The 20,361-nt window shown below is 49.9% G+C and carries 20 protein-coding genes; 5 read left to right on the top strand and 15 right to left on the bottom strand.

The window, feature by feature from the left end; translation table 11 throughout:
- Window positions 1–6: 6 nt before the first annotated feature.
- Genes T491_RS0114430 through T491_RS0114410 form a run of 5 tightly spaced genes read right to left on the bottom strand, consistent with a single transcriptional unit; the run spans window position 7 to window position 4,456 of the window.
- Window positions 7–1,029: an isochorismate synthase gene (locus T491_RS0114430; protein WP_028904513.1), complete on the bottom strand. Its 1,023-nt coding sequence runs from the start codon at window positions 1,027–1,029 to the stop codon at window positions 7–9.
- Complete coding sequence (locus T491_RS0114425) at window positions 1,029–1,442, bottom strand: PaaI family thioesterase (protein WP_028904512.1); 414 nt, start codon at window positions 1,440–1,442, stop codon at window positions 1,029–1,031. The genes T491_RS0114430 and T491_RS0114425 overlap by 1 nt, the downstream gene beginning before the upstream one ends.
- Before the next feature lie 34 nt (window positions 1,443–1,476).
- Window positions 1,477–2,460, bottom strand: a complete 984-nt coding sequence (locus T491_RS0114420; RefSeq protein WP_028904511.1) for an ROK family protein — start codon at window positions 2,458–2,460, stop codon at window positions 1,477–1,479.
- A gap of 24 nt (window positions 2,461–2,484) precedes the next feature.
- Window positions 2,485–3,474, bottom strand: a complete 990-nt coding sequence (locus tag T491_RS0114415) for an ROK family protein (protein ID WP_051523183.1) — start codon at window positions 3,472–3,474, stop codon at window positions 2,485–2,487.
- Window position 3,475: 1 nt separating this feature from the next.
- A complete protein-coding gene (locus T491_RS0114410; protein WP_028904509.1) occupies window positions 3,476–4,456 on the bottom strand; it encodes an ROK family protein in 981 nt (326 codons plus the stop codon).
- A gap of 156 nt (window positions 4,457–4,612) precedes the next feature.
- On the opposite strand from T491_RS0114410, the gene lysS reads away from it, so the two are divergent.
- Both lysS and T491_RS0114400 read left to right on the top strand, forming a co-directional pair.
- Entirely contained in the window at window positions 4,613–6,340 is a 1,728-nt protein-coding gene (gene lysS, locus T491_RS0114405) for a lysine--tRNA ligase (protein WP_028904508.1), read from the top strand.
- Between the two features lie 27 nt (window positions 6,341–6,367).
- Window positions 6,368–7,363, top strand: coding sequence for an NAD(P)H-dependent glycerol-3-phosphate dehydrogenase (locus tag T491_RS0114400; protein WP_028904507.1), 996 nt, complete (start codon window positions 6,368–6,370; stop codon window positions 7,361–7,363).
- Window positions 7,364–7,403: 40 nt separating this feature from the next.
- On the opposite strand, the gene T491_RS0114395 is transcribed toward T491_RS0114400, so the two are convergent.
- The gene (locus T491_RS0114395) at window positions 7,404–9,407 is read right to left on the bottom strand and encodes a nucleoside-diphosphate sugar epimerase/dehydratase (protein ID WP_028904506.1); all 2,004 of its coding nucleotides are present in this window, start codon (window positions 9,405–9,407) and stop codon (window positions 7,404–7,406) included.
- Between the two features lie 141 nt (window positions 9,408–9,548).
- Here T491_RS0114395 and T491_RS0114390 point away from each other — a divergent pair, with 141 nt between their 5' ends.
- Genes T491_RS0114390 through T491_RS0114380 form a run of 3 tightly spaced genes read left to right on the top strand, consistent with a single transcriptional unit; the run spans window position 9,549 to window position 12,497 of the window.
- The gene (locus T491_RS0114390; RefSeq protein ID WP_028904505.1) at window positions 9,549–10,283 is read left to right on the top strand and encodes a sugar phosphate nucleotidyltransferase; all 735 of its coding nucleotides are present in this window, start codon (window positions 9,549–9,551) and stop codon (window positions 10,281–10,283) included.
- Complete coding sequence (locus tag T491_RS16705; protein WP_036916192.1) at window positions 10,273–11,421, top strand: galactokinase family protein; 1,149 nt, start codon at window positions 10,273–10,275, stop codon at window positions 11,419–11,421. Before T491_RS0114390 ends, T491_RS16705 begins: the two co-directional genes overlap by 11 nt.
- 11 nt (window positions 11,422–11,432) lie before the next feature.
- A complete protein-coding gene (locus tag T491_RS0114380) occupies window positions 11,433–12,497 on the top strand; it encodes an NAD-dependent epimerase/dehydratase family protein (protein WP_028904504.1) in 1,065 nt (354 codons plus the stop codon).
- Window positions 12,498–12,501: 4 nt separating this feature from the next.
- Here the strand turns inward: T491_RS0114380 and T491_RS0114375 are convergent, their stop codons facing one another.
- The 9 genes from T491_RS0114375 to T491_RS18145 all read right to left on the bottom strand — a co-directional run bounded on the left by T491_RS0114375 (window position 12,502) and on the right by T491_RS18145 (window position 20,355).
- Window positions 12,502–13,410 carry a FimB/Mfa2 family fimbrial subunit gene (locus T491_RS0114375; protein ID WP_028904503.1) on the bottom strand — a complete coding sequence of 303 codons (909 nt, stop codon included), beginning with the start codon at window positions 13,408–13,410 and terminating at the stop codon, window positions 12,502–12,504.
- 3 nt (window positions 13,411–13,413) lie between these two features.
- Window positions 13,414–14,286: a FimB/Mfa2 family fimbrial subunit gene (locus tag T491_RS0114370; RefSeq protein WP_081773405.1), complete on the bottom strand. Its 873-nt coding sequence runs from the start codon at window positions 14,284–14,286 to the stop codon at window positions 13,414–13,416.
- Window positions 14,287–14,453: 167 nt separating this feature from the next.
- The gene (locus tag T491_RS0114365; protein WP_028904501.1) at window positions 14,454–15,620 is read right to left on the bottom strand and encodes an FprA family A-type flavoprotein; all 1,167 of its coding nucleotides are present in this window, start codon (window positions 15,618–15,620) and stop codon (window positions 14,454–14,456) included.
- 76 nt (window positions 15,621–15,696) lie between these two features.
- Entirely contained in the window at window positions 15,697–16,473 is a 777-nt protein-coding gene (locus tag T491_RS0114360) for a TIGR03915 family putative DNA repair protein (protein ID WP_028904500.1), read from the bottom strand.
- Window positions 16,470–17,741, bottom strand: coding sequence for a putative DNA modification/repair radical SAM protein (locus T491_RS0114355; RefSeq protein WP_369699761.1), 1,272 nt, complete (start codon window positions 17,739–17,741; stop codon window positions 16,470–16,472). The genes T491_RS0114360 and T491_RS0114355 overlap by 4 nt, the downstream gene beginning before the upstream one ends.
- Window positions 17,742–17,833: 92 nt before the next feature.
- Window positions 17,834–18,607, bottom strand: a complete 774-nt coding sequence (locus T491_RS0114350; RefSeq protein WP_081773404.1) for a DNA alkylation repair protein — start codon at window positions 18,605–18,607, stop codon at window positions 17,834–17,836.
- A 4-nt stretch (window positions 18,608–18,611) separates the two neighbouring features.
- Complete coding sequence (locus T491_RS0114345) at window positions 18,612–19,157, bottom strand: NADPH-dependent FMN reductase (protein WP_028904497.1); 546 nt, start codon at window positions 19,155–19,157, stop codon at window positions 18,612–18,614.
- Between the two features lie 27 nt (window positions 19,158–19,184).
- Window positions 19,185–19,514, bottom strand: coding sequence for an MGMT family protein (locus T491_RS0114340; protein ID WP_028904496.1), 330 nt, complete (start codon window positions 19,512–19,514; stop codon window positions 19,185–19,187).
- A gap of 130 nt (window positions 19,515–19,644) precedes the next feature.
- Entirely contained in the window at window positions 19,645–20,355 is a 711-nt protein-coding gene (locus T491_RS18145) for a superoxide dismutase (RefSeq protein ID WP_231480265.1), read from the bottom strand.
- Between the last annotated feature and the right edge of the window lie 6 nt (window positions 20,356–20,361).

The raw sequence follows: 20,361 nt of genomic DNA, 5'->3' as shown, positions 1-20,361 counted from the left end.
TTCGTTCTATAATAATCGGCGCATGGTTTCCAGCTTCGCTTCGGTCTCCTGCCACTCCTGCTCCTCGGTGCTGCCTTTCAGCAAGCCGCCACCAGCATAGAGATGACACGTGCCGCCCTCTATATGCATACATCTCAGCGACACATACAAGTGTGTCTCGTCAGCACCCAAAGGCCCCATAAAGCCGCTGTAGTAGCGACGTGGGGTGTGTTCGTTCTTCACGATAAACTGGAAAGCCTCACGCTTAGGCAGTCCACACACGGCTGGTGTGGGATGCAAGGCCTGCAACAACTCGCCTACACGCTGCCGATCGGCCAACTTGAAAGTGAAATCACTCCGCAGGTGAACCAGATTAGCAGCTCGCACGGTGCGTGGACCTTCCTCACGGAAGTCGTCAGTAAACTGCTCCAGACATTCGGTGATATACGTAGCCACGATGCGCTGTTCCTGGATATTCTTGGTGCTCCAGGTCAGGGTCTCGCCCTCGCCATTAAGCTCATCGCCCTCCAGTTTCATGGTACCAGCCAAGGCGATGGTGCGCCAGTCCTGTCCCTTACCATCCAACAGGATCTCGGGCGTTGCCGTGAGCCAGCAGCCACTCTGTGGGGTCTCCACCAGGGCGATAAACAGTCGTGGGTACAACTCACAAGCTCGATAAAACAGGTCCATTGGCGTCACACCCTCAGGCATATCCTCATCCGCACAGCGTGCCAGCACAATCTTCCTGAACTGATCACTCGTCAGCTGCGCATGATAGTTGGCAAAGTCCACACGATAATAGTCCGTAATGGGGTGGCTCTGTCGCTCATTGATGCCGTTGGCGTGCTGACTGTCCAAAGATACCGTCTCCGTCTCTCCCTGAATAAGAACTACAGGCTGATCACCCTTCACTTCGAAAGGTGCCACAACAAACCCTTGCCTGCCATTCAACTCAGTCAGCGCCTGCAACTCCAAGGGGTCGCCTTCAGTTTGTCTGATGAGTGTAGCGTGGTCTTCATGGGGTAATCTGTATATTGCGTATGCCTGCATTATTTCTTATGTTTTATCACGTAGTTAGTTACTCGCACATTCGAAATCAGTTCGCCTGCCGTATCCTTGATAGCCACATTCCACACGTGCAGTGTCTTTCCTTTGTGCAACATGGTGGCGAAGGCAGTCACTGTATCGCCCTCTACCACAGCTTTCACATGGCTCCCACTCACCTCGATGCCCACACAGGCACATCCAGGGCAGAGAGCCGACGATGCCACCCCAGCCAGATTCTCGGCCAGAGCCAGCGAAGCGCCACCACTCAGGAACCCGAATGGCTGGCGATTCCGCTCATCAACTTTCATTCTCGCCATACAAGTATCAACCTCGGGAGTGGAAATAAACTCCATCCCGAGGGCTGTACTTAAATTCGGCTTCGCGTTAATTATCTCCTTTATTTTCTCTATATTCACTCTAAATTCTTAATTGTCAATTTTCAATTATCAATTACTTAAACAGCGAGTACTCTGGTACGCTCCACGCCAAGGCACTAGCACCAAGCACATCACGCTCACGATCTTCAAGTTTCGACACCAGGATCTTCACCTTGCCACGCAGATTGCCAAACACATGTTCTTCGAATGCATCGTTAGTAGGCTCCAGCAACCATTTGCCAGCATGCGAGATACCACCTGTCAAGATGATAGCCTCAGGATCAACAAGCGAAGCATAGTTAGCCAGTCCCAATCCTAACATCTCACCTGTTCTGCGATATACTTCGATAGCCATCGCATCGCCTTCGTCGCAACACTCCTTGATGGTACGAGGTGTCAGTTTCTCAAGGTTGCGCATCAGCGATGGGGCATCACTCTCCGCCATCAACTCTGTGGCTGTTTTCACAATACCCACAGCACCAACGTAGGCCTCCAGACAACCTTCATGACCACAACCACAAGCACGGCCATTCTTATTAACTATACAGGTATGTCCGAACTCACCAGCATAGCCGTTATGACCTGTATGGTCATCACCTGCCGAGAAGAAACAGCTGCCCAGTCCAACCCCCATACTCAGGATGATAAAGTTCTTCATGCCGTGCGCACAGCCGAAAGTGTACTCACCCAGGGCCGAGATATGCGCATCATTCGACAAGCCCACAGCCAGTCCTATCCTGTCGCGCAGCATGGCGCTCAGGGGGACGATGCCCTTCCAGGGCAGGTTGGCAGCATTCTCAATGCAGCCGGAAACCGAACTGGCACTTGGCGAACTGACACCAATAGAGCGGATGGTCTCATAACCACCGTTGGCCTCTACCAGATTCACAATCTTATCGCTCAGCACTGTCACGAAGTTGTTCACATCGGGATAGTCACTTGTCAGGAAGTCCTCCTCTGCAATAATATTGCCTCGGATATCCACAATGGCATAGGTGGTTCGCTCATTACTGATGTCGACACCCACAACTTTAGTCTTAATCTGATAATCCTTCATATTCATTGATTGGTCTAATCATATCTACTTAAACAGCGAATACTCCTTCACATCCCACGCCAGAGCGCTGGCGCCAAGCACATCACGCTCACCTTCCTTCAGAATCGACACCAGGATACGGGTCTTATTCTTGATATTGTGGAATACGTGCTCCTCGAACGAGGCACGCATGGGTTTCAACAGCCACTTACCTGCCTGCGTCATATCGCCTGTCAGGATAATAGCCTCAGGGTTCAACACTGATGCATAGTTGGCCATACCCAATCCCAATATCTCTCCAGTCTTACGGAATACCTCGATGGCCACTTTATCACCTTTATAACAACAGTCAGCAATGCTCTTGATGCTCAGCTCCTGCATGTCGCTCAGCAGTGTGGGCTCCTTACTGGCAGCAATCATCTCTTCGGCAGTCTTTATCAAGCCCTTTTCCGAGCAATAAGCCTCCAGACAGCCCTTGTTACCACAACCGCACTGGCGACCGTTCAACTCTACACAAGTATGTCCCAGTTCACCAGCAAAACCATTGTAGCCTAAGTGCGGCTGACCGTTTGAGAAGAAACAGCTACCCAGTCCGCCATGACTGATCGAAATCACCACGAAGTCTTTCATGCCATGCGCACTGCCGTACGATTTCTCGCTGAGCGCTGTAATATGAGCATCATTGGCCACTGCCACAGCCAGTCCTAATTGGTCGCGCAACATAGCTCCCAGAGGTATCACACCCTTCCAAGGCAGATTGGCCGCATTCTCAATGCAACCTGTCACTGCACTGGCACTAGGCGCACTCACACCTACCGAGCGGATGGTTTCGTAACCACCGTTCTCCTCAACCAGCGCTACCACACGCTCACAAAGGGCTGCCACGTATTCATTAATATCAGTATAGTCGGAAGTCAGGAAATAATCCTGAGCCACGATCTCACCTCTGATATCTACCACAGCAAAAGTGGTACGGTCCACGCGGATGTCTATACCCACTACACGGGTTTTGATTTGATCAATAGTCTCTGTCATATCATTTAAATAATGAATATTCCCTTACTTCCCATGCCAGGATACTGGCGCCCAGCACGTCGTTTTCCACCTTGTCCTCATCCGACACCAGAAACTGGGTCTTGCCACAGGTGTTATGGAACACATAGCGGTCGAACACCTCCTTAGCCGGATCCAGCAACCAGTGACCCGCTTTCGAGATACGACCTGTAAAGATGAAAGCCTCAGGGTCCACCATCGAGGCATAGTTAGCCAAGCCCATGCCCAGCAACTCGCCCGTTCGGCGATACACCTCTATGGCCAGCGCGTCGCCCTGTTCGCAGCACGCTGTAATCCGCTGTGGCGTCAGATCCTCCACATTCCTCATCAACGAGGGTGCCGCCGTTTGTGCCATCAGCTCCTCAGCAGTAGCCAGAATGCCCTTTTGGGCCACATAAGCCTCCAGGCACCCCTTGTTGCCACAGCCGCACCGCCTACCGCCATTGACGATACACGTATGACCGATCTCACCGGCAAATCCACCATTACCCTGATGAATCATGCCATTCGAGAACATACAGCTACCAATGCCACTACCCATGGTAAGTACCACAAAGTCGCGCATGCCTCTGGCCAGTCCGTAGGTATGCTCACCCAGAGCTCTTACATCTGCATTATTAGCCACAGCCACAGCGTAGCCAGTACGTTCTCTAAGCAAAGTAGCTAAGGGAATAACGCCTTTCCAAGGCAGGTTAGGTGCATTCTCAATACAGCCGGTCATGAAGTTAGCGCTGTGTGCACTGATGCCCACCGAACGTATGCTTTCAAAGCCACCATTGTGCTCCACCATATCCTGAATGTGCTCACTCAAGGCCGATACAAAATGGTTTAAATCGGGATAATCTAATGTCGGGAAACTGTCCATCACAACCACCTCCCCCTTCACGTCAACAATGGCGTAAGTGGTAGCTTCAAGACTGATGTCTATACCAATAACTCGTTTCTTGATTGTTTCTTGTTTCATCTAAGCGTTCTCAGTTATCAGCCACAAATATATACTTTTTTTGGAGACTGAACAAATCTTTCTCACTTTTTTTGCAAATATTTACCCTAATCTTGCATTTTTCGAGATATTTTCGTAACTTTGCAGCCATAAAATTGAAATATTCGAGTATTTAAGATGAACATTTTAGAGTTAAGCGAACAAGAAATCGGAAGGCGTCAGAGCCTTCAGGAACTGCGCGCTATGGGTATCAATCCCTACCCTGCCGCAGAGTTCCCAACCAATGCTTTCAGCACAGAAATTAAGGAAAATTTCAAGGATGACGAAGAGCGTGAAGTAGTCATCGCAGGTCGTATGATGAGCCGTCGTGTCATGGGTAAGGCATCGTTTGCCGAGCTTCAGGACTCAAAGGGTCGTATCCAGGTGTACATCACCCGTGATGATATCTGCCCAGGCGAGAACAAGGACCTTTATAATAATGTATTCAAGCGTTTGCTCGATATTGGCGATTTCATCGGTATTAAGGGTAAGGTTTTCCGCACCCAGACTGGTGAGATTTCTGTACATGCCGCCGAGTTGACGCTGCTTTCTAAGAGCCTCAAGCCACTGCCCATCGTGAAGTATAAGGATGGTGTGGCCTACGATAAATTTGATGATCCCGAGTTGCGTTATCGCCAGCGCTATGTCGACCTGGTAGTTAACGAGGGCGTGAAGGACACCTTCCTGAAGCGTGCAACCATCATCCGCACCATGCGTAGCATTCTCGACAACGCTGGTTATACCGAGGTTGACACCCCAATCCTGCAGAGCATCGCAGGTGGTGCATCAGCCCGCCCATTCATCACCCACTTCAATGCGCTCAATCAGGACATGTACATGCGTATCGCCACCGAACTTTACCTGAAGCGCCTGATTGTAGGTGGTTTCGAGGGCGTGTACGAGATGGGTAAGAACTTCCGTAACGAGGGTATGGACAAGACCCACAACCCTGAGTTCACCTGCATGGAGCTCTACGTGAGCTATAAGGACCTGCTGTGGGGTATGACCTTCACAGAGAAGATGCTCGAGGAGATCTGTACAGCCGTTAACGGCAAGCCTGAGGTGGAGATCGATGGTAACATCATCTCATTCAAGGCCCCATTCCGTCGCCTGCCTATCCTCGATGCCATCAAGGAGAAGACTGGTTTCGATTGCGATGGCAAGACCGAGGACGAGATTCGTCAGTTCTGCCTCTCTAAGGGCATGGATGTTGACGAGACCATGGGTAAGGGTAAGCTCATCGACGAGCTCTTCGGCGAGTTCTGCGAGGGCACCTTCATCCAGCCTACCTTCATCACCGACTATCCTGTTGAGATGTCACCTCTTACCAAGATGCACCGCAGCAAGCCCGGTCTCACCGAGCGTTTCGAGCTGATGGTGAATGGTAAGGAGCTGGCAAATGCTTACTCTGAGCTCAACGATCCAATCGATCAGGAGGAGCGTTTCATCGAGCAGATGAAGTTGGCTGATAAGGGCGACGACGAGGCGATGATCATCGATCACGACTTCCTGCGCGCCCTCCAGTACGGTATGCCTCCTACCTTCGGTATCGGTATCGGTATCGACCGTCTGGTCATGCTGATGACTGGTAAGTTCGCTATTGGCGAGGTGATGCTGTTCCCACAGATGAAGCCTGAGAAGAAGATTCCTCAGTCGTCAGTAGCCGAGTGGGCTGAGATTGGTGTTCCCGAGGATATCGTTCCTGTACTGCGCAAGGCTGGTTTCAACCTGATTACCAACATCAAGGACGAGAAGCCCCAGGGCCTGCAGCAGAAGATTGGCGAGATATTCAAGAAGTACAAGCTCGAACTCCAGAAGCCATCTGTCGACGAAGTCGCAGCATGGATTGAGAAGGCACAAGCCTAAAGTTTAAAGTTCAAAGCTCAAAGCACAATGTACGACTGTGGTAAGATAGCAATTATCGGAGGTGGCAGCTGGGCTACAGCTATAGCCAAGATTGTGGTGAGTCACACTCATCATATCGGTTGGTATATGCGTCGCGATGACCGTATCGAAGACTTCCGTCGTATGGGCCATAACCCCGCCTACCTCACCAGTGTCCACTTCAACATCGATGAAATCCACTTCGATAGCGATTTGAATCGTATTGCTCAGCAGTACGACACGCTGGTGTTTGTCACCCCTTCGCCTTACCTCAAGAGTCATCTCAAGAAGTTGAAGACGCGTATACGCGACAAATTCATACTGACTGCAATTAAAGGCATCGTACCTGATGAAAACCTCGTATGTAGCGAGTATTTTCATCAGGTGTACGATGTACCTTACGAGAATCTCGCTTGCATCGGTGGTCCTTCTCATGCCGAGGAGGTAGCACTCGAGCGCCTCAGCTATCTCACCGTAGGTTGCGCCGACCGTGATAAAGCCCAGGCCTTCTGCGATGTATTGTCGAGCGAGTATATCAAGACCAAGACCTCTACCGATGTGGTAGGTATCGAGTACTCTTCCGTTCTGAAGAATGTCTATGCCATTGCCGCAGGTATCTGTAGCGGCCTGAAATATGGCGATAACTTCCAGTCGGTACTCATGGCCAATGCCGTGCAGGAGATGAATCGTTTCCTCACAGCCGTCTATCCTTTGGACCGCAATGCTTACGACAGCGTTTACTTAGGCGACCTGCTGGTTACGGGTTATAGTAACTTCAGTCGTAACCGCACCTTTGGTACCATGATTGGTAAGGGCTACAGCGTAAAAAGTGCCCAGATAGAGATGGAGATGATTGCAGAGGGTTACTTCGGCACCAAGTGTATGAAGGAGATCAATCGCCACTGTCATGTCAACATGCCTATCCTCGATGCCGTGTATAACATCCTCTACGAACGCATCGCTCCCCAAATTGAAATCAAGTTACTGACTGATTCTTTCAGATAGAAACAAATAAGAAAAGCAGAGCTGAAGCCCTGCTTTTCTTTTATACATCCAACTTTTCGTATATTGAATTATTCGATTTGTATTCTGGAACAATCTGCTTCATCTTAGCAACTGTCGCCATATCATCATACCGCTGCGATATCTCTATCAGTTCGTTGATATCCTTACAAACCTGATCGTAGGCATATTCACGCACCTCAGCAATACGGATCTTCTCATGGAAGGTTGGCTTGGTGCCCTCCAGTTCGTTCAGCACCTCTTCATAGAGTTTCTCACCTGGACGCAAACCAGTAAACTTCACCTCCACGTTCTTGGCACCACTGAGCTTGATCATACGTTTCGCCAAGTCAGCTATCTTCACAGGCTGTCCCATGTCGAACACGAAGATCTCACCGCCATTACCCTTAGTACCTGCCTCAAGCACCAGCTTACAAGCCTCAGGAATCAACATGAAGAAACGCACAATGCGCTCATCAGTCACCGTCACAGGACCGCCATTCTTAATCTGTTCACGAAACAGGGGAATAACACTTCCGTTCGATCCCAGCACATTACCAAAGCGTGTAGTCACAAACTGCGTGCGCGCTGTAGGACCGCCCATCTGGCTTGAGGTAATAAAACTATTCTCATTACCCAGCTTTTCCAGGTAAGAACCTATTCTGCGTGTCTTGATAGCCAAGTCCAAGCTCTGCACATAGATCTCGCAGATTCGCTTCGAGCAACCCATCACATTCGTGGGGTTCACGGCCTTATCGGTAGATACCATCACGAATTTCTTCACACCGTATTTTACTGACAGATCGGCAATCACCTTAGTGCCGAAGATATTATTCTGTACAGCCTCGCTGGGGTTATCCTCCATCATAGGCACATGCTTATAGGCTGCCGCATGGAACACATAGTCAGGACGGAAACGCTTAAACAGCTCCTCCATACGCTTCTCCTTGCATATCGATGTCACCACAGTCTCAGCAGAAATCTGGGGAAACTCCTTCTGCATCATCAGACGGATATCGTGTTCTGGGGTCTCAGCCTGGTCTATCAGCAACATGGCTGCAGGATTCAGCTTAGCCACCTGGCGACAGATTTCTGATCCGATAGAACCTGCAGCACCAGTCACCAGCACACGCTGACCAACCAGGAACTCGCCCACCGATTTCATATCCACATGAATCTCAGAGCGAGGCAGCAGCTCTTCTACGCTCACCTCATGCAACTGCATGTGCGAGAAATCAAGGGGTTCTTCGGTGTTATGTTCAGCATCTATCTCAACAACTCCCTGCGTCATAAGAATTTTGGCGCCAGCACCGATAATCACATCCTGGAGATGCTGGTTATTACGGAAATCCTTCACACGATAAGGACAAACCAACACAGCCTCGATATCATTTCTCTTGATAATCTCAGCCAGATCAGCATCAGCTGGATATACTTTCTCACCCATGATCTCTTGGTGACAGGCCTTCTGATTATGCGAGATAAAACCTTTCACAATATATCTTCGAGGACGCTGCGAATTGATATATTTCGCCAGACCAACGCCTCCCGACAAGGCACCGTAAATAAGAATGCGCTTTGAACGGGTGTTCGAGAAAGCCACATCATACAGTGTCTTTACAAATATGCGCAACGCCCACATCAACAGGGTGTTGATAATGAATATCAGACAAATGCTGGTCGTGTTAAAATGAGCGAACCAGTTTCCGGGTAGATTATCCAGCCCCCAATCAGCCAGCAAGGCCAATCCTAAATTCATGGCATTACAATAAACCACTCGCATCAAGTCAACGAAACTCGAATAGCGCATAAAGCCTGAATAGGTATGGAACACACGAAATCCGATAACACTCAACACCATGAATATCATCATCGTATTAATAATCTGCAGGGTATTCTCAAACGTCTGTACTGCATTATGGAATATCCAGAAAGTCAGGAAACCGCAAAACATCAAGGCCACGCAGTCTATCAAAAGGATACACCAATATGGTAGTGAGTTTTTGGTAAAATACCAATTCAGGAGTTTGTCAAACGGATTTCTCATATTTATAGCCAATTATTTATAGTCCAGAATTAAACCGGGTGCAAAGGTAGCTCAAATCCAGCGAAAAACCAAATAATTTTTTGTTTTTTTTGCGATTATTTAAATAAAAGCACTATCTTTGCGCCCAAAATAGATAAAATTATGAAGAATATCGTTATTGCTGCTGGCTATGCCACCCGTTTGGGTGAGCTCACCAAGAACTTCCCTAAACCACTACTCAAGATTGGTCAGAACACCATTCTGGGACGTATGCTCGATGACATCGACCAGATACCCGACATCGATGAACACATTATCATTACTAACCATAAGTTCGCCCACATCTTCGAGGATTGGGCCAAGGAGGTAAAGTATCAAAAACCGATTACGATCGTGGATGATGGCACAAAGACCAATGATACGCGCTTAGGTGCTGTGTGCGACTTGCTGTTTGCGATGGATAAGCTGCACATCGACGATGACCTTTTGGTTGTTGCCGCCGATAATCTGCTATTCTTCAGTTTCCAGGAATTTGTCGATTTCGCCAAGCAGAAAGGCACTTCATGCATCATGTGCCACGAGCAGCCCTCTATCGAAAAGCTGCAGCGCACAGGTGTGGTTGAGCTCGATGCCGATAACAAGGTATTGGGCATGGAGGAGAAGCCCCAGCAGCCCAAGAGCCACTGGGCAGTGCCACCTTTCTATATCTATCTGAAAAAGGATCTCGATCTGGTGCGCCACTCTGTTGAGAATGGTTGCGGCAAGGATGCACCAGGCAATCTGGCCCACTATATGGTAGAACACACCACGATGCACGCCTGGCCCATGTCTGCCGGACGCTTTGATATTGGTTCATTGGACACTTACTACGAAGCAGTAGAAAAATATGGAAAATAACTATCAGTATCACATTTTCTCGCCCTATCGCGTATGTCCCTTGGGCGCACATGTCGACCATCAGCACGGTCTGGTCACAGGTTTTGCCATCGATAAAGGTGTCGACCTTTGGTTCAACATAGCCAACGATGGTCACGTTCATCTAGAGTCTAAGACTTTCGAGGGAGTGGTCGATTTCGATGTTGATGCGCCTACACAAGTGAAAGAGCGCCACTGGGGCGACTATGCGCGCGGCGCCAAATACGCCCTCAAGAAGCGCTTCGAACTCAAGCGAGGCATTACAGGCGTCATCCAGGGTTCGCTGCCCGTTGGCGGTTTGAGTTCGAGTGCTGCAGTACTCATTGCCTACGTAATGGCGTTTGCTAAGGCTAACGATATCACCCTGCAACCTTTCGAAGTTGTCAAAATCGCTTCCGAGGCTGAGCGCGAGTATATCGGACTGAACAACGGTCTGCTCGATCAGGCCTGTATCGCCCTGGGCAAGAAGAATGGCTTGCTGTTCCTGGATTGCGATAGCAACGATTGGCGCATCATCAAGCGCAATCCTGAGATGCCCGAATTTGAGATTGGCATTTTCTTTAGCGGCCTGACGCGAAGCCTTGTTAATTCCGATTATAACCTGCGTGTTTACGAGTGTAAGACGGCTGCTTGGAACATGCTGGCTTATACCGATCAACCCCTCAAGACGTTTGATAAGACGTTCTTGCGCGATATCCCTAAGACCACCTTCGAAAAAACACGCATCGCCATGCCAGCGCGTTTTGCTCGCAGAGCAGAGCATTTTTACTCTGAGTATCGCCGCGTGCGCCAGGGTGTCACAGCCTGGGAGACAGGTAACCTGAAACTCTTCGGAAAGCTGAGCTTCGATTCCTGCGAGAGCTCCATCCACAACTACGAGTGTGGCTCGCCCGAGCTCATCGCCATCTACGAGATTATGCGCTCCCTGCCTGGAGTCTATGGTGGTCGATTCAGTGGTGCCGGCTTCAAAGGCGCCTGCATCGCCTTGGTCGATCCCGCCCATAAGGCCGATATCGAGCACGAACTCACCAAGCGTTACCTCGCCCTATTCCCCGAATACGAAAAGACCTTCCAAGTCTTCTGGGTAAAACCCGACGACGGCGCCCGGTTTATAGAATAAAAAAAAAAGATATGAATAAAATCAATTTAAACGGTAAAAAGATTCTGGTAACAGGAGGAGCCGGCTTTATTGGATCAAACCTCGTTAAACGTCTGTTCAAGGATACGAAAGAATCGACGATTGTAAATATCGACAATATGAACGACTACTATGATGTGTCGTTGAAGGAATCACGCCTCAAGGAGCTCGAGGCCTTGAAGCCCGAAGGTTGCAACTATCACTTCGTGAAGGGCGATCTGGCTGATAAGGCCTTGATCGACAAGTTGTTCGACGACTACAAGTTCGATGTAGTCGTGAACCTCGCGGCTCAGGCTGGTGTGCGCTATTCGATCACCAACCCCGATGCCTATATCATGAGCAACATGATTGGCTTCTATAACATCCTCGAGGCCTGCCGCCATCACCCTGTCCAGCACTTGGTTTACGCCTCAAGCTCCAGCGTTTATGGCGGCAACAAGAAGGTGCCCTTCTCTACCGATGACCGCGTAGATAACCCCGTATCCCTCTACGCTGCCACCAAGAAGAGCAACGAGCTCTTTGCCCACTGCTATTCCAAGCTCTACGATATCCCCAGCACAGGCCTGCGTTTCTTCACCGTCTATGGTCCTGCCGGTCGCCCCGATATGGCCTATTTCGGTTTCACCAACAAACTCTTGAAGGGCGAGACCATCCAGATTTTCAACTATGGCAACTGCCGTCGCGATTTCACCTATGTCGATGATATCGTTGAGGGTATCGTACGTGTGATGCAGGGCGCCCCTGAACGTAAGAAGGGCGAAGATGGTCTGCCCATCCCGCCCTACGCCGTGTATAATATCGGTGGTGGCCAACCTGAGAACCTGCTCGACTTCGTCACCATCCTTCAGGAAGAGCTCGTACGTGCCGGCGTCCTCCCTCAGGACTTTGATTTCGAGGCCCACAAGCAGCTCGTGCCCATGCAGCCAGGTGATGTCCCCACCACCTATGCCGATGCCACCGCCTTAGAGCGCGACTACGGTTTCACACCAAAGATCACGCTCCGCGAAGGTCTCCGCCACTTTGCCGAGTGGTACAAGACCTATTACAACCCTGCATAACAGATTAGAACGCAGCGTTGTAATCATCGAGCCAGGATTCAACTTTGAAAGCAACCGCCGAAGCCGTGGTACTAAAGATGTCACCCGACAGAATAGTACAACGGTTTCGTTTCAGCGACACGTCTTTGGCCACCTTAGTCGACAACACATCGTTATTTGCATCCAGTGCCTCGATAGTGATGTCCATCGTCTGTTCATCGCTATCCAAGAAGATATAGCTGATGACGTCAACAGGCGCCACACTGGTCAACGACGAAGGCGAGTTAGTCACTATCACCCCAGTATTGGTCAACGCCTGTCCCGTAGTGGGGTTAAAGCTTTTGCCACCAGCAGCATAAGTCGTACGTATCTTCGTGCAACTCGCAGAGCGGTTGTCATTCGATACGATTCTCAACTTAGCCACAACACGCTTCAGCGTCACATCGAGATCCGTCGGTGTACCACTGGTCACCGTGACACTCTGCACGGCTGTCAACGTCTCGCGCGCACGTTCACTGGTATAGCCAGCTGCTTCCGGACTGGAAAGGGTAAAGTTATCCCCCTCACTTCGTCCACGGGCAACAGCCACCATCGTATAGTGGCCCACAGGCAACTGACACGCGAACTCACCAAAGGTCGTGTAGCCAGCCGGCACACTGCGATCCTGTTCTTGCCGATAGGCTTCAGAGCCATCGGCATTGAAAAACACGAGATCGATTACCTTCACGCCGGCATAGTCTTCCACCGCCTGAGTGCCACGCGTACCAGCGATAGCTTCCTGCGTCACAGTGAAGCCACTCATGTGTACACGGATGGGTACCATCTCGTTTTCAGGGTTTTCTACTGGGGCGTTTCCACCCGTTTGCTCAGCATCTTTGCTGCAACCTACAGCCATGAGTACCACAGCTGTACAAACTAATAATTTGAATTTCATTGATTAAAAATTTATTAAATGTTCACCCTCCCAATCGTCTCGGATGCCAATAACGATAGTAAGAGATGAACTGGTTGATTCTGAGAAAAAAGGTCCGCTGAGTTTAGTTATCAGTCGACGCTTCATCGGCACATCGAATTCACGTTCACAAACGATATTCTGTTGTTCATCGTAGGCTGTTGCCTGCAGATGAATCGTACCTTCGTCACTATGCAGAAAAGTATACAGGTCGTATACCGATGATTCTTTACCAGGCTCAACTGGGAAGAACTCGGTCTGCGTGCTATTCACACTCCCCAACCCCGTCGCAGCATTAAAGGCACCCGAGCCTCCCTTATACTGGAACCGCATCTGATCGACACCCGTCGGAATAGCATCGGTCAATTCTACTCTACAGAGCGATACGATACGCTTCAGATCAGCCTGTACCGTCAGTGGCGCGTTGCCCACCTCCACAATGGTATGATACAGAAAGGTGTCGGTAAACCCATCGCTATTATCAAACCTGATTTTGGTTGGGTCGGTCATGGTCGGATTCCCCTTACTACTATGGGCAACCACTACCACATCATATACACCAGGCTCCAGCGCAAACGCAGTGGCACCAAAACTGTCATCGCTGATGGTTTGATTCACCTGCTTCACGCGCTTACCAGCCTCATCATAAATAGCGAAATTCAGGCGGTTAAAGTTAGCCGTTCCATCTGTTCGTGTTTTTGACGTATCAAACGACTGCTGCTCTATCCGAAATACACGAACAACGACATTTCCATTAGCATCACCACCCGACTTCTCCGATTGAGGAAAAACGGGCTTCTCGCACGACATAATGGCTAATAAGGCGAGAACAGAAACAGAAGAATGCCTTACATTCATAGTTGTTGATAATTATTGTTTTTTTAGAACTTTTGGCAAATATAGACAGCATTTCTCAATAAACCAAATTATTTAACTTTTTTTGCACCAATTTTATAATTAAAAAAACAAAGGTGCCCTGAAATCAGGACACCTTCCGTTTATTTAACAATAATTTAAATCTGATATTATTGCACCAGCGCCTCAGCCAATTGCTCCAGCAGGGGCTCATCGGTAGTCTTCATGCGCGAGCGGATAGTAACCATCGGCTCTACGATTTCGCAGTCCTTCAGGGCTTCAATCATCGTGCGCATGGTCTTGCCGGCAGTGGGCGCCCAGCTACCGTTCTCGATAATACCGAACTTACGTTTCTGGTAGTTCTTGATCTGCAGGTGATACAGGAAGTCGTGCATCACGGGGAACACACCTGCATCGTAGCTCGATGCAGCCACCACTACCGTAGGATAGCGGAAAGCATCCTCGATAACCTCAGCCATATCCGAGCGACTCAGGTCGCTCACCACAACCTTAGGAGCGCCCTTTGCGCGCAGGATCTCTCCCAGTCTCTCAGCAGCCTTAGCTGTGCCACCATGAATGCTGGCGTAGGCTATCAGTATACCCTCGCTCTCGGGCTCGTATTTGCTCCAGATATCATACAGACGCACAGCCTCTGTCAGGGCCTCTCCCTTCAACATAGGTCCATGCAGCGGACAGATAGCCTGCACATCCAGGGCAGCCATTTTCTTCACCACCATCTGCACCTGCGAGCCGTATTTACCACAGATATTAAAGTAATAGCGACGTGCCTCACAAGCCCAATCGTCAGTCTCGTGTACCAGCGCACCAAACTTTCCAAAGCCATCTGCCGAGAACAGCACCTTGTCGGTAGTGTCGTAACTCATAATCACCTCTGGCCAGTGAATCATGGCTGCACCGATAAACTGCAGTGTGTGCTTACCCAAAGCAAGGGTATCGCCCTCCTTTACGGTCATCACGCGACCTATAAAATCAACGCCCTCAAAGAAGTTCGACAGCATCTTCACGGCCTGGACACTGCACACCAGTTGCACGCCAGGATAAGTCTCCAGCATCCAGGCAATCAGTGCCGAGTGGTCGGGCTCCATATGGTGAACCACCAGATAGTCAGGCTGGCGTCCATTCAGAGCCGCAGTCAGGTTCGCTTTCCACTCCTCTCCTTTACGGCGGTCGGCAGTATCCAGCACTGCTATCTTCTCATCATCGATGAGATACGAGTTATAACTCATGCCCTCGGGCACCACATACTGACTCTCAAACAGATCGATGTCCAGATCATCCACACCGATGTACTTGATGGTATCGCTTATCATATTCATAGTTCAAATTTGTTCGACTGCAAAAATACGAATAAGCAAGCAAAACACCAAAGGAAAACAGTTTTTTTTGCAAATATTACCCATTCTTTTCTGTCATGTATCTCCAATAACGGCGCGGCATATCTTGCAACTGCTTACGGGGATTCATACGTTCCTTGATGCAGATGGCCTTAAAGTAAGTGCGCCAAAGGTCTTGGAACAACTGGTCGTTGTCGCTCAACACGTCGGCATCCATCTTGCCATTCCTCAGGTCGAAGGGCACTGCGGCCTCATCCTCGAAGGTGACGCGGAGGGGCGCTACATGACCATCGTAATAATACCCGTAATGCCGCTTCGCATCATAGATCAGCCAAGGCTGGTCGTTAAACCGATCCTGAAAATGGTCGGTGATGATAGGCAACACATTATGGTCAGGCGAAACAACGCCCAGATAAGTACCGTCCTTTGCCTTCTGGAAGCGGATGAACTGCTTCATCCTCAGCTGTTCATGCAGCACTCTGCGGGCAATATCTGTCACAGCCAGCACATCAGCATCAGCGAAATTTCGTGATATATCGCCCAACTTAAACACCTTACATATATATAGGAACAACGGTGTGTTCAGTTCTCGCTGTTCCGACAGCCAACTGACAGAAATCAGTCGCAGGGCCTCACAACTGAGCTTCTTCTCCAGTCCAGCCCATACCCGTCGTGCTTTCTCTTCGTCTGTCGTCACGTGGTAGATTCGTTCGCAAAACAGTGGCAGGACATCGCCCTCCGCCAGGAGTTGCTCTGGTTGTTCCTTCAGATAGAAAGCATCGAACACTGCCGTCAGCAGCCCGTCCAACGTTCTGTCAAATACATATACCGTCATTCTCCAAAATCCAGTTTTAGTTGTCGTTCTTCTGCTGCCCGTTTCTGCTGCGCTTTCGAAATCAGCAGCGGTCTTAGTCGCTCTGGTCGCATTTCGTTAATGCCGATGATAGGCTGCGAGAACTGCGAGGTCAGTTCGTTGCACGTAATAAAGTACTTCGCCTTCTTCATCACTACGCCCATCTTCTTCAGGTCGAATGATGTGAGGCGGTTGAATCGTCGCGAGTTCACGATGAGCCATGCCGACTTGGTACCGAGTCCTGGCACTCTCAATAGCTGCTCGTAATCAGCCGTATTGATGTCCACAGGGAAATATGCTGGATGCCGTAGTGCCCAAGCCAGTTTCGGATCAACCTCCAGGTCGAGATTGGCGTGCTGGTCATCCACTATCTCGTCAACTTTAAAATGATAGAATCGCAACAACCAATCAGCCTGATAGAGCCGGTTCTCGCGCACCAATGGCGGCTGCTTGAGTATGGGCAGTCGTGGGTCGTAGGTGTTCACACTCACATAACCCGAATAGTACACGCGCCTCATCGTAGGCTGTCCATAGAGCATCGACGACATCAGCAGGATATCCTTGTCCGTCTCTTTCGTCGCGCCTACAATCATCTGTGTCGATTGTCCGGCTGGCACAAACCTTGGTGCATAGCGGTATTTCTTGCGGTCTTCTTTATTCTCCAGCACCCCCTGCTGAATCATCTTCATCGGCTGGAACACGCTTTGGTGGTCTTTCTCAGGCGCAAGGAGTTTCAGCGACGCCTCCTTAGGAATCTCGATGTTCACGCTCATACGGTCGGCATAGCGCCCTGCCTCATTGAGCAGTTCCTGCGAACAGCCGGGGATGCCCTTTAGGTGGATATAGCCATTGAAGCGATGAACGGTTCTGAGATCGCGGGCAATAGCCGTCAACCGCTCCATCGTATAGTCAGGATTGCGCACCACCCCACTCGACAGGAAGAGCCCCTCAATGTAGTTTCTGCGATAGAACTCCATCGTGATTTCCTCGAGTTCGCTCACGCTCAGCGTCGCCCGCTTGATGTCATTGCTCCGCCGATTGATACAGTAGGCACAGTCGTACATGCAGTAGTTCGTCAGCATCACCTTCAGCAACGAGATACAGCGCCCGTCATCGGCAAACGAGTGGCAGATGCCTACCCCGCCTACCGTAGAGCCCACCATACCCTGCTTACCTTTACGTACGGTACCGCTCGACGAACACGACACATCGTATTTCGCCGACTCTGCGAGTATCCGCAATTTCTCCATTGTTTTTTCTGTCAACATGGCTGCAAAGATACAAGCAGACTGTCCCAAAAGTCGGGACACCCTCAATTATTTAACATTCTTTACGATTCAAGTTATCGTTTCATCCAGTATTGGCGTTCCTGTTCCGGCATCTTTTCGATGGCATAGCGCAGCATGGTGCGAGGCATCTCGTGAGCATGCTGGCGCAGAAATTCACAGAGCAGGTCCATCGATACGCGCTTGCCCATCTCTCTTAGCATCCAGCCTACCGCCTTGTGCATCAAGTCGTGTGGATGGTGCAGATGGATCTCCGCATACCTCAAGCACCACGACGGGTCTCCCATCTGCGAGGTTTTCCACGAACAGACGATGCTCATGCGTTGTTTCCATAGATTGTCACTTTGCGCCAGTTCATCCTGTACCTTTATCTTATAATCCCTGTTACCAAGGTTCGTCGGTAGTAGCAGCCAATGTCCCAGAATCTTATGCACAGACAAATCTACCAAGTCCCAGTTATTTGCCAGCTCAGCATACTGTAGGTACATCGTCAGGATTTCATCACGCCCCCGAATAGCCTTCTCGTCATGCTCCAATCGTTTGGTTGCCAATTTCTCGAATTTTGCAACGAGAATCAGCAATCCGCAAAGCCTAACCTCATGCCATTTCGACATCAGCAACTCTGGCACCTCGCTAATGGGAAATGGTCCATGTTCCATGTTCAATACCTTTTTGACTACCTCCCTTGTCTGCGGCACCTTCAGCCCCAGGAACTCATCACCCTCGCCATACTCACCTGGTCCCGTTTTGAAGAACCCCATGAGCACTCTTCGCTGCTCCTCATTTCGCAGCGCCTCCATATAGGCAATGATTTCTTTGGCAGTCATCATATTCTCATATAAACTTCAAAAAAGCCTCCACTTGATCCTTCAGCATTGTTTTCTGCTCATCGCTGAGAATCATGCGTCCTTCGGTCCAGGCCTCCACGTTTAAGGCGATGCCTGTTTGTAGTTCCATCACATCGGCCTTAATGAAGGTGAGCAGTTCCGTCAGTTTCTCGCGACATTTGGCTGTAGCCATCTTACCGCCTGCACCACTCAAAGCTACCTTCTTGCCGTTGATAACGGTTGGTGTCTCATAGTTACCTGCCGCCACTGGTCGTGACAGCCAGTCAAAGAGGTTCTTCACATGCCCTGGATAGCTAAAATTATACTCCGGTGTGAACACCCAAAGCGCATCAGCCTCTTTCACCGATGCACGCAGACGGATCACAGCTTCCGGCTCTGGAAACTCAATATCCTGATTCATCAGCGGTACATCCTTGAAATTCAGGTATATCACTTCGGCGCGTGCGCCAATCATTTGTTCAGCCTCGCGGGCCAGTTGCCGGTTGAAGGAACCTTCCCTCAGCGAACCGACGATAAAAAGGATTTTCTTCATAATGCTTGTATAATAAATAATCTTTTATTACGGTTCCCATAAATGTCGCGTCATATCCACATGCCCGTTGGCCTTGAAGTGGACGCCCTCTTCTTCAAGCAAAGTACGTTGACGACTCCATCCTGGAGCTGTACGACCTTCTTTGTTCACCACCCGATGACAAGGCAGATTCTCCGCCCCCGGCATATATCGCAATGTCCGTCCTACCATCCTTGAATGGCTGGGCCATCCTGCCAAAGCGGCTATGTGGCCATACGTAGTCACCTTTCCATAAGGAATCTGGCTGACGATATTCAGCACATCCTCACCAAACTTCCTCGCCTGCTCTGGCGTCATCCTATCGGGATAGTCCTTCATTCCTTTGCTTTATTATTCATGCTGCGAAGATACATCTTTTCTGCGAGAAATGCGCTATTTATCACATTTTTTTCATGATTATTCTCCAAATGCCCCGTAGGGGTTATGTATGCCCTGTTGGGGGTATACATCACTCGTAACGTTTTTCAATCACCTCCCAATCCACTATCTGCCAGAGTGCAGCCAAGTGGTCAGGTCGGCGGTTCTGATAATCCAGATAATACGCATGCTCCCACACATCGAAAGTCAGCAGCGGCTTCAGGCCCTTCTGAATGGGATTGGCCGCATTCGTCTCCTGCGTAATCACCAGCTTACCATCCTTATCGGCCTCGGTGCAGGTGCCATCGGGCGCAGCCCAGTAGTTGGGTATCACCTGCATCAGCTGTCCCAAATCGTAACCGCAGATGGAGCGTAGGGTAACCGCCAACTCAAAGGTCAAAGCATTCCTATCACCTATTACGGACGCCTTGCCCCCATTGTACAGTTCCCAATACTTGGCGATAATCTCGGTAAAAGGCATGCCGTTATACATGGCATTGACATTGTAATTAGGTGTAACCGATGTTTCTGAACTGTCACACTGTATCACTGTATCAGCCTGTTCGGCGAGCTCAAAAATCGCATCATCCAGATAAAGCAAATCGGCCTCGGTTGTGGTGAAGAACACGCGGGTGATATCCTTGGCTTTATCGTCATACTTAACACCCAGCAGATCGCTGGCCCAGCGCAGGTTTTCCTCCTGACTCAGTCCGGGTCTTCGGGCAAACGCCAGGTGATAGCCCTTGGTGGCCGAACGTTCAAACATCTGCAAGCCCAGTTCGTGTTTCTTACTCAGCACCAGCTCGGG

It is taken from the genome of Prevotella sp. P6B4 (genome assembly GCF_000619985.1).
In the GTDB taxonomy this organism is placed as follows: domain Bacteria; phylum Bacteroidota; class Bacteroidia; order Bacteroidales; family Bacteroidaceae; genus Prevotella.
This window is presented reverse-complemented; position numbering and strand designations above follow the sequence as displayed.